Origin of the sequence: Streptomyces sp. NBC_00249 (genome assembly GCF_026342355.1) — a bacterium.
Taxonomy (GTDB): domain Bacteria; phylum Actinomycetota; class Actinomycetes; order Streptomycetales; family Streptomycetaceae; genus Streptomyces.
In genome coordinates, this window is record NZ_JAPEMV010000004.1 from 38,804 (window position 1) to 52,978 (window position 14,175).

The following is a 14,175-nucleotide window of genomic DNA, read 5'->3' on the forward strand; positions in this document are numbered from 1 at the left end:
TGCGCCGCCTGGGCGGCGTGTGCGTCCAACGCGGACAAGCTAACCGATCAGGTTGAAGCTGATGGTTCGGCCTGGCGGCGGGTGACGGCGAAGGCCCCCGCTCCGAGGGGCGGGGGCCTTGCTGTCACTCGAAGTTGGGCGCGTTGCGCTCGTAGACCAGGCGCAGCCCGATCAGCGTCAGCCAGGGCTCGTGGTCGTCGATGGCCGAGGCCTCGCCGAGGACGATCGGGGCCAGGCCGCCGGTGGCGATGACCCGGACGTCGGCAGGGTCGCCGCCGGGGCCCGCGAGCTCCTTGGCCATCCGCGCCACGATCCCGTCGACCTGCCCCGCGAAGCCGTAGACCACGCCCGACTGCATCGCCTCGACCGTGGACTTGCCGATGACGTTGCGCGGGCGGGCCAGCTCGATCTTGCGGAGCTGGGCGCCGCGGACGCCGAGCGCCTCCATCGAGATCTCGATGCCCGGGGAGATCACCCCGCCCACGTACTCGCCCTTCGTGGACACCGCGTCGAAGGTGGTCGCCGTACCGAAGTCGACGACGATCGCCGGGCCCCCGTAGAGCTCGACGGCGGCGACCGCGTTGATGATGCGGTCCGCGCCGACCTCCTTCGGGTTGTCCATCAGGATCGGCACGCCCGTCTTGATGCCGGGCTCCACCAGCACCGCCGGGACGTCGCCGTAGTAGCGGCGGGTGACCTCGCGCAGCTCGTGCAGGACGGAGGGGACCGTCGCGCAGATGGCGATGCCGTGGATGCCGTCGCCCAGTTCGCTGCCGAGCATCGGGTGCATGCCCATCAGGCCCTGCATCAGGACGGCCAGTTCGTCGGCCGTCCTGCGCGGGTCGGTCGAGACGCGCCAGTGCTCGACGATCTCGTCACCGTCGAACAGGCCCAGGACCGTATGGGTGTTGCCTACGTCGATGGTGAGGAGCACGGGTTACACCGCCGCGCGCAGGTCGAGGCCGATGTCCAGGATCGGCGAGGAGTGCGTGAGGGCGCCGACGGCCAGGTAGTCCACGCCGGTCTCCGCGTAGGCGCGGGCGGTCTCCAGGGTGAGCCGGCCCGAGGACTCCAGGACGGCGCGGCCGGCGACGATCGTGACGGCCTCCTCGGTCTCCGGGACCGAGAAGTTGTCCAGCAGGATCAGGTCGGCGCCCGCGTCCACGACCTCGCGGACCTGGTGCATCGTGTCGACCTCGACCTCGACGGGGACCTCCGGGAAGGCCTCGCGGACGGCCTTGAAGGCCTGGGCGACGCCACCGGCGGCCACCACGTGGTTGTCCTTGACCAGCGCCGCGTCCGACAGGGACATGCGGTGGTTGACGCCGCCGCCGCAGCGGACCGCGTACTTCTCCAGCGAACGCAGGCCGGGGGTGGTCTTGCGGGTGTCGCGGACCCGGGCCTGGGTGCCCTCCAGGACGTCCGACCAGCGGCGGGTGGCCGTGGCGATGCCGGACAGCCGGCACAGGATGTTCAGGGCGCTGCGCTCGGCGGTCAGCAGGTCGCGGGTGCGGGCGCGTACGGACAGCAGCAGCTGCCCGGCCTCCACCTTGTCGCCGTCCTCGGCGTGCCGCTCGACCTCGAAGGCCTCCGTGCAGACCACCGAGAACACGGCCTCGGCGATGCGCAGTCCGGCCACGACCCCGGCCTCGCGGGCGACGAAGTCGGCGACGGCCTCGGCGTCCTCGGGAACGGTCGCGACGGTGGTGACGTCGACACCGCCGTCGAGGTCCTCGGACAGCGCCATGTGCGCGATGTCCTCGACCTCGATGGGGTCCAGGCCGGCGTCGACGAGGAGCTGGGCGAGCGCCGGGTCGAGGCCGGTCTCCTCGCCGTCACCGCAGCCGCAGTCGTCGCCGCAGCCGCCTTCGTTCTGCTCGATCAGGGGGAGTTCGGAGGTGCTCACGATCAATTCTCCAGGCTGAGGGGGTGGTGGACGGACGGGAAGTCCGCGGAGTCGGTGGGGGTGACGACCAGGGCCCGCCGCTCGGTCCGCGAGAGCCGTACGACGAGGTGGCGGCGCCAGGCGGCGTCGTCCCGGTCGGGGTGGTCCTCGCGCCAGTGGCAGCCGCGGGTCTCCGCGCGCCGCTGGGCGGCGGCCACCAGGACGCGGGCCACGCACAGCAGGTTGGTCGCCTCCCAGGTGTCCACGCCGGGGACGGCGGTCTTGCCCTGGGACTCCAGTTCGCCCAGAGCGGTCGTGTAGAGGGTCTCCAGCGCGGCGGCCGCCCCGGCGAGGGACTCGGCGGAGCGGAGCACGCCCGCGCCGTCCGTCATGATGCGCTGGACCTCGTAGCGGGCCTCGGCGGGCTGGAGCGGGCCGGTGGCGGGCACCGGTACGCCCGGGCCGCTGCCGGCGGGCGGGTCGGCCACGATGTCGGCGGCGATCCGCTCGGCGAAGACCAGGCCCTCCAGCAGGGAGTTCGAGGCGAGCCGGTTCGCGCCGTGCACGCCGGTGCAGGCGACCTCCCCGCAGGCGTACAGACCGGGGACGGTGGTGCGGCCCTGCAGGTCGGTGCGGACGCCGCCGGAGGCGTAGTGCGCGGCGGGCGCCACCGGGATCGGCTCGGTGACCGGGTCGATGCCGTGGGAGCGGCAGGCGGCCAGGATCGTCGGGAAGCGGTGCTCCCACATCTCGGCGCCGAAGTGGCGGGCGTCGAGGTACATGTGCTGGGCGCCCTGCTCCTGCATGCGGCGCATGATGCCCTTGGCGACGATGTCGCGCGGCGCCAGCTCCGCCAGCTCGTGCTGGCCGACCATGAAGCGGACCCCGTCGGCGTCGACGAGGTGCGCGCCCTCGCCGCGTACGGCCTCCGACACCAGCGGCTGCTGGCCCTCGGCGTCCGGGCCCAGGAACAGCACGGTGGGGTGGAACTGGACGAACTCCAGGTCGGAGACCTCGGCCCCGGCGCGCAGGGCGAGGGCCACGCCGTCACCCGTGGACACCGACGGGTTGGTGGTGGCGGAGAAGACCTGGCCCATGCCGCCGGTCGCGAGGATCACGGCGGGCGCGTGGACGGCGCCGACGCCGTCGTGCTGGCCCTCGCCCATGACGTGCAGGGTGACGCCGGCCGTACGGCCCTGCGCGTCCTGGAGGAGGTCCAGGACCAGCGCGTTCTCCACGGTCCGGATCCCGGCGGCCTGGACGGCGTCGACCAGGGCCCGGGAGATCTCCGCGCCGGTGGCGTCGCCGCCCGCGTGCGCGATGCGGCGGCGGTGGTGGCCGCCCTCGCGGGTCAGCTCTATCTCGCCGGTCTCGGCGGAGGTGTCGAAGACGGCGCCGGTGTCGATGAGCCGGCGCACGGCGTCCGGTCCCTCGGTGACGAGGAGCCGGACGGCCGCCTCGTCGCACAGGCCCGCACCCGCGACCAGGGTGTCGTCCAGGTGCTGCTCGGGGGTGTCGCCCTCGCCGAGGGCGGCCGCGATGCCGCCCTGGGCCCAGCGGGTCGAGCCGTCGTCGAGCCGGGCCTTGGTGACCACGACCGTACGGCGGCCCGCGGCGGCGCAGCGCAGCGCGGCGGTGAGGCCGGCCACGCCCGAGCCGACGACCACGACGTCGGCCTCGAGGGCCCAGCCGGGCGCGGGGGCGTGCAGCCGTATGCCGGTGCCGGCGGCGCCTGCCTCCGGGATGCCTCTGCCTGTGGTGCTCACGCGTGTGCTCCGAATTCCAGTGGGATGTTGTCGATCAGCCGGGTCGTGCCCACCTTCGCCGCGACGGCCAGGACGGCCCGCCCCGTGAAGTCGGGGCCCACGTCGGCGAAGTCCTCGGGGTCCACCAGCGCCAGGTAGTCCAGGAGCAGGGGCGGGTCGTGGCGGCCCGCCTCGTCCAGGACGTGCCGGGCGGCGGCCCGTACGGCGTCCGGCAGGCCGGAGCCCGCGGCGGAGACGGCGTGCGCGTCGGCGGAGGCGCGGATCTCACCGAGCCGGGCCAGGGCGGTGGCCCGCCCCTCACCGGCCGGGGCGGCCTCGGCGCGGGCGCGCAGCGCGGCCTGCGCGGCGAGCCGGTCGCGGCCCGCGAACAGGGCCCGGGACAGGGCGAGGGCGGTGCGGCGTTCGAGGGGCGTCAGGTACCGGTTGCGCGAGGACAGCGCGAGCCCGTCGTCCTCGCGGACGGTCGGGACGCCGACCACCTCGACGGGGAAGTTCAGGTCGGTCACCATGCGCCCGATCAGGGCCAGTTGCTGGGCGTCCTTCTGGCCGAACAGGGCCAGGTCCGGGCGGGTGAGGTGGAGCAGCTTGGCGACGACGGTGAGCATCCCGTCGAAGTGGCCGGGGCGGGTGGCGCCTTCGAGACGGCCGCCCATCGGGCCCGCGGTGATCCGCACCTGCGGGTCACCGCCCGGGTAGACCTCGTCGACGGCGGGCGCGAACACGGCGTCCGCGCCGGCCTCCGCGCAGATCCGCAGGTCCTCGTCGAGGGTGCGGGGGTAGCGGTCGAGGTCCTCGTTCGCCCCGAACTGGAGCGGGTTGACGAAGACGGTGACCACGACCTGGCCGTCCGGTCCGGCCTGCTCGCGGGCGGCGCGGACGAGGGTGGCGTGGCCCTCGTGCAGGGCGCCCATCGTCATCACGACGGCCCGGCGGCCGGTGCGCGGGAGCTTCTCCAGCTCGTCGGCGGTGTTCAGCAGGAGCGGGCCGGTCATCGCTCGCCACCCTCCGGTTCTGCGGTGTCCGCGAGGTCGGTGTCGGCGAGGACACCGAGCAGGTCCTCGGCGAGCTCGGGCTTGAGCAGACCGTGCGCGAGGGCGCGGTCCGCGGTCGTACGGGCCATCGCCAGGTACCCGGCGACGGTGGCGGGGGCGTGCTTGCGCAGCTCCGAGACGTGCGCGGCGACGGTCCCGGCGTCACCGCGGGCGACAGGGCCGGTCAGGGCGGCGTCCCCGGAGCGCAGGGCGTTGTCGAGGGCGGCGCCGAGGAGCGGGCCGAGCATCCGGTCGGGGTGCTCGACGCCGGCCGTGCGGAGCAGCTCCATGGCCTGGGCGACCAGGGTGACCAGGTGGTTCGCGCCCAGGGCCAGAGCCGCGTGGTAGAGCGGACGGCTCTCCTCCGCGATCCATTCGGGCTCCCCGCCCATCTCGATGACCAGGGCCTCCGCGGCGAGCCTCAGCTCCTCGGGAGCGGTCACGCCGAAGGAACAGCCGGCCAGGCGCTGCACGTCCACCTCGGTACCGGTGAAGGTCATCGCGGGGTGCAGGGCCAGCGGCAGCGCGCCCGCCCGGCGCGCGGGGTCGAGCACGGCCGTCCCGTAGCGCCCGGAGGTGTGCACGAGGAGCTGGCCGGGACGGATCGCGCCGGTCTCGGCGAGACCCTCGACGAGGCCCGGCAGGGCGTCGTCCGGGACGGTCAGGAGCACCAGCTCCGCCCGCTCCAGCACCTGCGCGGCCGGTACGAGCGGTACGTCGGGCAGCATCCGCGCGGCGCGGCGTACGGACGCGTCGGAGACTCCGGAGACGGCGACGGGACGGTGCCCGGCCTGCTGGAGCGCGCGGGCCAGCGCGGGGCCGACCCGGCCCGCCCCTACGACGCCGACGGTGAGCCTGGCGGGGCGGCCGGACGGATCCCGGGAGTCCGTCTGATGGGGTGCGTTCACGCGGGGAATGCCTTCCGTTCCAGTCCGCGGGGGGTACCGGACGATACGCCGCCATGCTAGCCCCTGGGGCCCGTGGCCGGTCGGTGGCGGCCAGGGGCATGATCACCCCATGAGCGATGACGCAGAACGGACGAAGCGGCTGGTGGCGGCGTGGCGCGGGGCCGCCCGGACCCTCAACCGGAGCATCCGTGAGCCGAGCCTCGGCGAGCTGCTGGCGGACCTGGCGCAGGCCCCGTACGGCCCGGACGGGACGCACGCCCTGTACGACATGGACGCCCCGGGCGACCTGTACGGCGACGGGATCGTCGCCGAGCTGGAACGGCGGGTCGCGGAGCTGCTCGGCACCGAGGACGCCGCCTTCTTCCCCACCGGGACGATGGCCCAGCAGGTCGCGCTGCGCTGCTGGGCGGGCCGCACCGGGAACCCCGTCGTCGCCCTGCACCCGATGAGCCACCCGGAACGCTGGGAGGGCGGCGCCCTGTCGACGGTGTCCGGGCTGCGGACCGTCCACCCCACGACCGACCCGCGACCGGCGACCGCCGAGGAGGTCGCCGCCACGCCGGAGCCCTTCGGCACCCTGATGCTGGAGCTGCCGCTGCGCGACGCGGGCTTCCTGCTGCCGACGTGGGAGGAACTGGAGGCGGTGGTGGAGGCGGCCCGGGAACGGGAGGCGGTCGTCCACTTCGACGGGGCCCGGCTGTGGGAGACCACCACGCACTTCGGCCGCCCCCTCGCGGAGATCGCGGCCCTCGCCGACTCGGTCTACGTCTCCTTCTACAAGTCCCTCGGCGGGCTGAGCGGCGCCGCCCTGGCCGGCCCCCGCGCCTTCGTCGAGGAAACCCGCGTCTGGCGCCACCGGTACGGGGGCCAGGTCTCCCGCCAGTTCCCGCAGGCCCTGTCCGCACTGGCGGGCCTGGAACGCGAGCTGCCGAAGCTGCCGTCCTACGTGACCCAGGCCCGGGCCGTCGCGGCCGCGCTGCGCGAGGCCTTCACGGAGGCGGGCGTCCCGTGGTCCCGGGTCCACCCGGAGGTCCCGCACACCCACCAGTTCCAGGTGTGGCTCCCGTACGACGCGGACCGCCTCACGGAAGCGGGCGCCCGCCTGGCGGAGGAAACCGGCACGGTCCTCTTCCGCCGCTGGCACCCGGAGAACCCGCCGGGCCTGTCGGTGACGGAACTGGAAATCACCGCCCCGGGCCTGACGTGGACGCCGGACGACGTCCGCGAGGCGGTGGTGGGGTTCTTGGAGCGGCTGTAGGAACTTCCACCCTTGGACGGCCTCGGAGAGGCGTTGGGGCTTTCCCGTCAGTCTCATCGTCCTTCCGTGCCGTGCCGGCCTGTCAAGGGCGCTCACTGCGTTCGCGTCGCTTCGCGATGGCCTTCGGCCACCCTTGACAGACCGTCCCGCCCCGGAAAAACGAAGACTGCCGGGAAACCCCCAAAAGAACGGGACGGGGGGAAGGACAGAGGGGCGGGTCTCTCAGCGATGCGGCGGGCCGCCTCCGGCCGCCATCCACCCATCCGGGCAGCTCAGAGTCCCTTTCCGGGCCAGGGGGGCCGTACCTGCACGAAATGACGATCAGAAGGCCATCGGGCGCAGGTAGGCGCACCAGATCGCTACGCGCTTCGCTCGTCTCGGCGTCTGCGGTCCGTCCGTGGCTGGTCATAGACTTCTATTGCCCGGGGCGGACGGTGGTTTGTCCGGCACGGATGGAGCCGGGGCCGCGACATCAGGGGGACCGGCAACGATGCCCAGGCGTGACTACGAGGACGACCCTGACGCACCACGGGCGAACAGCCTGGTGCCGGCCGCCTCCACCATCGTCGTGGACCAAGCCGGCCGACTGCTGTTGCAGCGCCGCACCGACAACGGCATGTGGGCCCTGCCCGGCGGAAAAATGGATCTCGGCGAATCCATCGGCGACTGCGCGGCCCGCGAAACCTACGAGGAAACCGGAATCACCGTCGAAATCACCGGGATCGTCGGCACGTACACCAACCCGGGCCACGTCTTCGCCTACGACGACGGCGAAGTACGCCAGGAGTTCTCCATCTGCCTGCTGGCCCGGCCCACCGGCGGGACCCTCCGCACCTCGGACGAGTCCTTCGAGGTCGCCTGGTTCACCCCCGAGGCCACCGACGACCTCTCCATGGTGCCGAGCATCCGCAAACGCATCAACGACTGGCGAGCCGGAAACGGACCCGTCGTCCGATAACTCCACCAGGAGCCCAAGACGGCCGTCAGCCGCTGAAATGCGAGAAGCGCGTAGCGATCGTGGGCAGCCTGTGACCGGCCACGGGCGGGTCGCAGACGCTGAGAATTGAGGAGCACGTAGCGATCTGACGCGTCTGGAGGGGGCTGGTGACCCTCTCGTCGTCATTTCGTGCGGGTAGGGCCGCGCCTCGGTCCCGGGAGGGACTGTGAGCTGCCCGGATGGGTGGATGGCGGCCGGAGTCGGCCCGCCGCATCGCTGAGAGACCCGCTCCTCTGTCCTTCTGCCCCGTCCCGTTCTTTTGGGGGTTTCCCGGCAGTCTTCGTTTTTCCGGGGCGGGACGGTCTGTCAAGGGTGGCCGAAGGCCATCGCGAAGCGACGCGACGAAGGAGCGCCCTTGACAGGCCGGCCCGACACGGAAGGACGATGAGACTGACGGGAAAGCCCCAACCCCTCCCTGAGACCGCCCCGCCGGGACGCTGCCGTCGTGGGCCCCGGCCGGCTGTCCCCGTCCGCCCAGGGACGGACGCCGGGCCCCCGACCCCGCCAGGGAGGCGGGTGGGCAGCCACCGCCCCACCCCCCGGGGTCGAGGGGGAGATAGCGCGCCCGCACCGGGAGCCCTCAGCACCGCCCCGCCGGCCTGAAGAGGCGGGCCAGGGTCCAGCGCCAGTGGTGGGTCGCCGGGCGGCCCGCCAGGACCGCGCGGAACTGGGATTCGGCGCGGACGGCGCGCAGTACGGCCACGTCGTCGCGGCCCGGGGGCGGGGGCATGGGGTCGCCGTGCTGGGCGGCGCGGTAGGTGTCGATGAGGTACTGCTCGATGGCGGTCATGTCTCCACCCTGAACCCGTCGGCGGCGCTCGGCGCGACGATTGACGTTCCCCGTCAATCGACGCCTCCCACCTGCGGCGCAGTCGGATTCACCACCCTGCCGCGGAAGCGGTCATGATGGGGCGGTGAGCGTCACCATCGACATCGCCGGGCTCCCCGCGGAGCAGATCGGCTTCGCGCCGTCGCCCCTCGCCGAGCTGTGCATGGCCCTGCACGCGCTCTCGCAGCCGGCCCACCACCCGGGGCTGCATTCCTGGACGACCGCCACTACAGCTTCGCTCGACCCCAGCCTGGCCGACCGGCTGCTGGAGGCCGACTTCATGTGGCGGAGTTCGTTCTCCGACATCTTCATGGCTTTCGCCGGTGTCCCCGGCGGTACGGGCCGTCCCGCCGGGACGCTGGCCGAGGAGCTGGACGTACTCGACCGCCTGGACGACGAGCGCTTCGTGATGGCGGCCCTGGAGCACTGCTGGCTGGCGCTCTACAACGAGGGCGGCTGGCCGTCGCCGCTGGACAACCCCGCGGCCCGTGCCAAGGCGCTGGAGACGGCGGCCGCGCGCGGACCGCGCCAGCTGGAGTTCTCGCTGCGGCTGCTGGACGACACGGCCGGCGTCCGGGTGTGGCTGCGGCGGCTGCTGGAGGACTGCGACGAGGCGTTCTTCGCGGAGACCTGGCGGCGGATCGGGCCCCGGCAGAGCGCGGACGCCCGGCACAAGGCGGAGGTGCTGCGGCACAGGGGGCTGGGGGCCGCGCTGAAGGAGGTCTCCGCCGCGCTGAGCGTGGACGAGGCGCACACCACGATCACCGTGGACAAGATGGTCAACGGCCAGGCCACCGCCACCGATCCGCGGATCGGTGCCGGGCTGGTCCTCGTCCCGACGAACTTCGGGTGGCCGCACCTGCTCGTGCTGCACGCGCCCGGCTGGCGGCCGGTGGTGCACTACCCGTTGGACTCGCCCGAGCTGGCCTCCTCCCCCGGTTCGGTGGAGCTGATGCAGCGACGGATGGAGGCGCTGGCGCACCCGATGCGGATGATGCTGTGCCGGAGTCTGGCGCGGGCCCCGTACACGACGAGCGAGCTGGCGACGGTGCACGGGATCACGGCGCCGGAGGTGTCCCGGCACCTGGCCGCGCTGAAGAAGGCCGGGCTGCTGCACACCCGCCGTCAGGGCCGTTATGTCCAGCATCAGTTGGACCTGTCCGTGGTGGCCCGAATAGGCACGGATTTCATCGAGGGCATCCTGCGCTGAGCCCCGCGCCGAGTCCTGCACTGAGTGCTGCACCGAGTCCTGCGCCGAGCGCTGCCCTCCACACCGGACGGTGGCCTGATTTCGACGGCGCGTAGGCACCGATATCCGGATTTCACAAACCGGAAGCAGTGAAAACTCTGGCGCGTCCGGCCTGTTGGTGCCTAACGTGCGCCCACCACTCCCCCACGCACCGTGCGCCCCGCACCTGCTGTGAAAGGACTTTCATGCCCTCTCGCCGTATAGCCGCAGCCACCGCAGCGCTGGCTGCCGCTGCCCTCGTCTCCCCGCTGCTCCTCGCGGGTCCCGCCGGCGCGACCGGCAGCCCGCAGAGCGATGCCGCCCGGGGCGACGCCCTGGCCAGGAAGTTGGTCAAGGAGGCGACCGGCAAGGGTGCCAACAACCACCTGAAGGTCTTCCAGTCGATCGCCGACTACAACAAGGGCACCCGCGTCGCCGGTTCGAAGGGCCACGTCCAGTCGGCCCAGTACGTGGAGGCCGTGCTGAAGGCCGCCGGGTACAAGGTCACGCGCCACGAGTTCGACTTCGTCTACGTGGAGACGATCGCCGAGACGTTGAAGGTGAACGGCGCCGGGGGCCGTGACATCCCGGTCAAGCTGATGACGTACACGGCGAGCGGCCCGGAGGGCGGCATCACCGCCCCGGTGGCCGTCGTGCCCGTGGACGCGGACGGTACGACGGGCTGCGAGCCCGCCGACTTCGCCTCCGGGACCTTCACCGGCAAGATCGCCCTGGTCAAGCGCGGTGGCTGCACCTTCGCGCAGAAGCAGGCGAACGCGGCGGCGGCCGGCGCGGCCGGCGCGGTGATCTACAACAACACGCCGGGCGCCCTCAACGGCACCCTCGGCGACGCGAACGCCGGCAAGATCCCCACCGGCGGGATCAGCCAGGCGGACGGCGAGAAGCTCGCCGCCGACGCCGCGGCCGGTCCGGTCTCGCTGAGCCTGGACATCCGCGAGTTCCGCGAGAACCGCAAGACGTACAACGTGGTCGCGGAGACCCGTGGCGGCGACGAGAACAACACCGTCTTCCTCGGCGCGCACCTGGACTCGGTCGCGGCCGGCCCGGGCATCAACGACAACGGTTCCGGTTCGGCGGGCATCCTCCAGGTCGCGCAGCGCCTGGCGAGCAGCCAGAGCAAGATCAAGAACAAGGTCAAGTTCGCCTGGTGGTCGGCGGAGGAGTTCGGTCTGCTCGGCTCGGAGGCGTACGTGGCCTCGCTGACGCCGGAGCAGAAGAAGCAGATCAAGCTGTACCTGAACTTCGACATGATCGCCTCGCCGAACGCCGCCTACTTCGTCTACGACGGCGACGACTCCGACAAGGTCGGCGCGGGCCCCGGCCCGGAGGGTTCGGCGCAGCTGGAGAAGCAGATCACCGACTTCCTCGACGGGCAGAAGATCCCGCACGAGGGCAGTGACTTCACCGGCCGTTCGGACTACGGCCCGTTCATCGAGGCGGGTATCCCGTCCGGTGGTACGGACACCGGCGCCGAGGGCATCAAGACCCCTGAGCAGGCCGCGAAGTTCGGCGGTCAGGCGGGTGTCGCCTACGACGTGAACTACCACGGCAAGGGTGACGACATCAACAACATCGACCAGAAGGCGCTCGACATCAACGTCGACGTCATCGCGAACGCGGTCGGCCACTACGCCTTCGACCTGGCCCCGCTGACGCAGCCCGTCCCGTCGAAGCCGACCACGGGTTCGGGCAACGGCGGCGGCCTGCGCCCGGGTCACGACCACGACGTGCAGGAGTAAGCAGCCAGGAAGGCGGAGGGGCCGGCACCCACGGGGGCGCCGGCCCTTCCGGCTATGTCCCCGCCCAGCCTGCGGTGACGTACGCGATCGCGTACGCGGTCTCCCGCATCCGGTCCGGGTCCGCGCGGACGGAGCGGGCGAGTTCCAGGTGCAGGAAGCACGTCCCGTGCTCGGCGGCGAGGCGGCCCTGTTCGTTGGTCCGGCCCGCGAGGCGGCAGTCCGCGGACCGGGCGGCGGACCGGCAGGGGCGTACGCCGCGCGCCTGGAGCTGCTCGGCGAGCCGCCCGGCGTCGGCGGCGGCCGTGGTCCCGGCGCCGGTGGAGACGACGGCGTCGGCTCCGGGGACGGAGGAGTCGGCGAAACCGTGCAGCTGGATGCCGGGCAGGCCGCGCCGGGTCAGCTCCGCGATCACGGCGTGGAAGACGGAGTCGGTGCGGTGCGCCATGTCGGCGACGTCCCGGGAGGCGCCCTCGTCCGCCTCACCCCCACCGGACTCGGCCTCCGCGCCCGGATCCGGGTCCCCGCCTGAATCGGGACCCTCCCCGCCCCCGCCCCCCGCCTTCCGGTGGGCCCCCGCCAGGACCATGACCCCGCCCAGGGTGGAGCGCAGCACCTCGGCGCCGAGGCGTTCGGTGTCCTGGTCGGCGACCGGGTGCGGGATCTGCACCGACCAGCGGGGCGGCGCGCCGAGGTCCAGGTAGATCCGGCCCCAGCCACGGCCACCCGCTCCGGCACCCGCTCCGGCTCCGGATCCCGGCCGGGCGTCGGCGACCTCCGCGAAGCGGCGTCCGCCGGCCCCATCGGTGAAGGTGTCGAGCCGGTATCCCACCTCGGCCAGCCGAATCCCGGCCTTTTCCGTATTTCCGTCGAACAGGGCAGAAACCCCCTCGACCAGGGCGGTCCGCTCGGCCTGGTCCGGGCCGCGATATCCCCCCGCCGGGCCGAATTCCGCGGTGAAGCCCGTCACGCGGGTGAGCAGATCCGTGTCGTGCACCACAGGCGCCGGGACCTGCGAGGGCTCGGTGGCGCGGATTTCGCCCGATTGATTCAAGCCAAACCCGGCATAAGCCGCCACCATCATGATCATGCCGCAAATAGCCGCAATGATCGTTATGGCTTGTGTGGATTTCGGACTCGTCACTTGGCTGAAAATAGCCCAGTGAATAACCGCCCCGCCCGATCGGTCTCCGCCAGGACCCTCGCCGCGCTGATCGCCCTCCCGCTGGGCCTCGCGCTCGCGGGCTGTGCGTTCCTGGGCGCCGGGGACCGCGGCAGGGCGGCCCCGGGCAGCGGCGCGGGCACCGGCAGCACCAAGGAAAACAGCACCGGCACCGGCACCGGCACGGCCGCCGCCCGGGCGAAAGGCGGCGGGCGGTCCTTCACCGTCGCCGCCGCGGGCGACATCCTGATCCACCCCCCGCTGACCGAGCAGGCCGCCCGGGACGCGAAGGCCTCCGGCCGGCCCGGCTACGACTTCGACCGGATGATGGCCGGAATCAAGCCGGTCATCAGCCGGGCCGACCTCGCGATCTGTCACCTGGAGCCGGTCCTCGGCGAACCCGCCGGCCCCTTCCGCGCCTACCCGGACTTCCTCGTCCCCCCACAGGTCGCCCGGACGATCAAGGGCGTCGGCTACGACACCTGCTCCACCGCCTCCAACCACACCCTCGACCACGGCCCCGAGGGCGTCTTCCGCACCCTGGACACCCTCGACCGCGAGGGCCTCGCCCACACCGGCTCCGCCCGCAGCAAGGCGGAGGCCGACAAGCCGCTGGTCCTCGACGTCAAGGGCGTCAAGGTCGCCCAGCTGTCCTTCGCCTTCGGCTTCAACGGCAACCGGATCCCCCCGGACAAGCCCTGGCTGACCAACCCGATCAGCTTCAAGGCCGTCGCCGCCGCCGAGGAGCGGGCCCGCGCCGCCGGGGCCGAGGTCGTGATCCTCTCCCTCCACTGGGGCCGCGAGCACCAGCCCGACCCGAACGAGGCGCAGCTGGAGCTGGCCCGCCGGATCGCCCGCGAGACCGGGATCAACCTGGTCGTCGGCCACCACGCCCACGTGGTGCAGCCGATGGAGAAGATCGGCGGCACCTGGGTCGCGTACGGGCTCGGCAACCAGATCTCCCGGCACGACGTGCCCGGCGGGCTGACCGAGGAGGGCGTCATCGGCTGGTTCGAGTTCACCGAGCGCGGCGGCGCGTGGGAGGTCCAGGCGCGCTTCGCGCCGACCTTCACCGACATCCCGCCGAAGCCCCAGGGCACCCCCGGATCCGGCCTGCCCGGCGCCGTGCCGGTGCCCGCCCGCGACCACCGGCTGGTCGACGTGGCCGAGGCCCTGCGCGGCGGCGCGAAGCTGCTGCCGGAGCAGCGGGCCCGCTACCGGCTGGCCTTCGAACGCACCCAGGGCACCCTGCTCAACCGCGGCGCCGCCAAGGACGGACTGCGGCCCCTGCGGGAGCTCCCCGGCTGACCCCCCGCCTCCTCCACCCGTACTCCCCCCACCCAGGAAGGACCCC

At 72.9% G+C, this 14,175-nt stretch carries 12 protein-coding genes; 5 read left to right on the top strand and 7 right to left on the bottom strand.

The annotated features are described in order from the left end of the window. Positions 1-124: 124 nt before the first annotated feature. The 5 genes from OOK31_RS18440 to OOK31_RS18460 are packed head-to-tail and all read right to left on the bottom strand — an operon-like array spanning position 125 to position 5,590. On the bottom strand, positions 125-934 hold the full coding sequence (locus OOK31_RS18440) for a type III pantothenate kinase (RefSeq protein ID WP_267088359.1): 810 nt from the start codon (positions 932-934) through the stop codon (positions 125-127). Positions 935-937: 3 nt separating this feature from the next. After that, entirely contained in the window at positions 938-1,906 is a 969-nt protein-coding gene (gene nadC, locus OOK31_RS18445; protein ID WP_267088360.1) for a carboxylating nicotinate-nucleotide diphosphorylase, read from the bottom strand. A 2-nt stretch (positions 1,907-1,908) separates the two neighbouring features. After that, positions 1,909-3,651, bottom strand: a complete 1,743-nt coding sequence (locus OOK31_RS18450; protein WP_267088361.1) for an L-aspartate oxidase — start codon at positions 3,649-3,651, stop codon at positions 1,909-1,911. Beyond that, complete coding sequence (gene panC / locus OOK31_RS18455) at positions 3,648-4,643, bottom strand: pantoate--beta-alanine ligase (RefSeq protein ID WP_267088362.1); 996 nt, start codon at positions 4,641-4,643, stop codon at positions 3,648-3,650. The genes OOK31_RS18450 and panC overlap by 4 nt, the downstream gene beginning before the upstream one ends. Then, on the bottom strand, positions 4,640-5,590 hold the full coding sequence (locus tag OOK31_RS18460) for a Rossmann-like and DUF2520 domain-containing protein (protein WP_267088363.1): 951 nt from the start codon (positions 5,588-5,590) through the stop codon (positions 4,640-4,642). Before OOK31_RS18460 ends, panC begins: the two co-directional genes overlap by 4 nt. 109 nt (positions 5,591-5,699) lie before the next feature. On the opposite strand from OOK31_RS18460, the gene OOK31_RS18465 reads away from it, so the two are divergent. Together OOK31_RS18465 and OOK31_RS18470 are read left to right on the top strand one after the other, a co-directional pair. Continuing rightward, a complete protein-coding gene (locus tag OOK31_RS18465) occupies positions 5,700-6,848 on the top strand; it encodes a low specificity L-threonine aldolase (RefSeq protein WP_267088364.1) in 1,149 nt (382 codons plus the stop codon). Between the two features lie 490 nt (positions 6,849-7,338). Continuing rightward, positions 7,339-7,806: an NUDIX hydrolase gene (locus OOK31_RS18470; protein ID WP_267088365.1), complete on the top strand. Its 468-nt coding sequence runs from the start codon at positions 7,339-7,341 to the stop codon at positions 7,804-7,806. A 619-nt stretch (positions 7,807-8,425) separates the two neighbouring features. Here OOK31_RS18470 and OOK31_RS18475 read toward each other — a convergent pair. Beyond that, the gene (locus OOK31_RS18475; RefSeq protein WP_267088366.1) at positions 8,426-8,635 is read right to left on the bottom strand and encodes a hypothetical protein; all 210 of its coding nucleotides are present in this window, start codon (positions 8,633-8,635) and stop codon (positions 8,426-8,428) included. A 124-nt stretch (positions 8,636-8,759) separates the two neighbouring features. Here OOK31_RS18475 and OOK31_RS18480 point away from each other — a divergent pair, with 124 nt between their 5' ends. Continuing rightward, positions 8,760-9,884: a DUF5937 family protein gene (locus OOK31_RS18480; RefSeq protein ID WP_267088367.1), complete on the top strand. Its 1,125-nt coding sequence runs from the start codon at positions 8,760-8,762 to the stop codon at positions 9,882-9,884. Between the two features lie 224 nt (positions 9,885-10,108). Beyond that, positions 10,109-11,662 (top strand): M28 family metallopeptidase, encoded by a 1,554-nt coding sequence (locus tag OOK31_RS18485; protein WP_267088368.1) that lies wholly within the window; start codon positions 10,109-10,111, stop codon positions 11,660-11,662. A gap of 52 nt (positions 11,663-11,714) precedes the next feature. Here OOK31_RS18485 and OOK31_RS18490 read toward each other — a convergent pair whose 3' ends face one another. Beyond that, positions 11,715-12,656 (bottom strand): hypothetical protein, encoded by a 942-nt coding sequence (locus tag OOK31_RS18490; protein ID WP_267088369.1) that lies wholly within the window; start codon positions 12,654-12,656, stop codon positions 11,715-11,717. A gap of 165 nt (positions 12,657-12,821) precedes the next feature. Between OOK31_RS18490 and OOK31_RS18495 the strand changes: the two genes are divergently transcribed. Next, on the top strand, positions 12,822-14,129 hold the full coding sequence (locus OOK31_RS18495; protein WP_267088370.1) for a CapA family protein: 1,308 nt from the start codon (positions 12,822-12,824) through the stop codon (positions 14,127-14,129). Positions 14,130-14,175 lie beyond the last annotated feature (46 nt).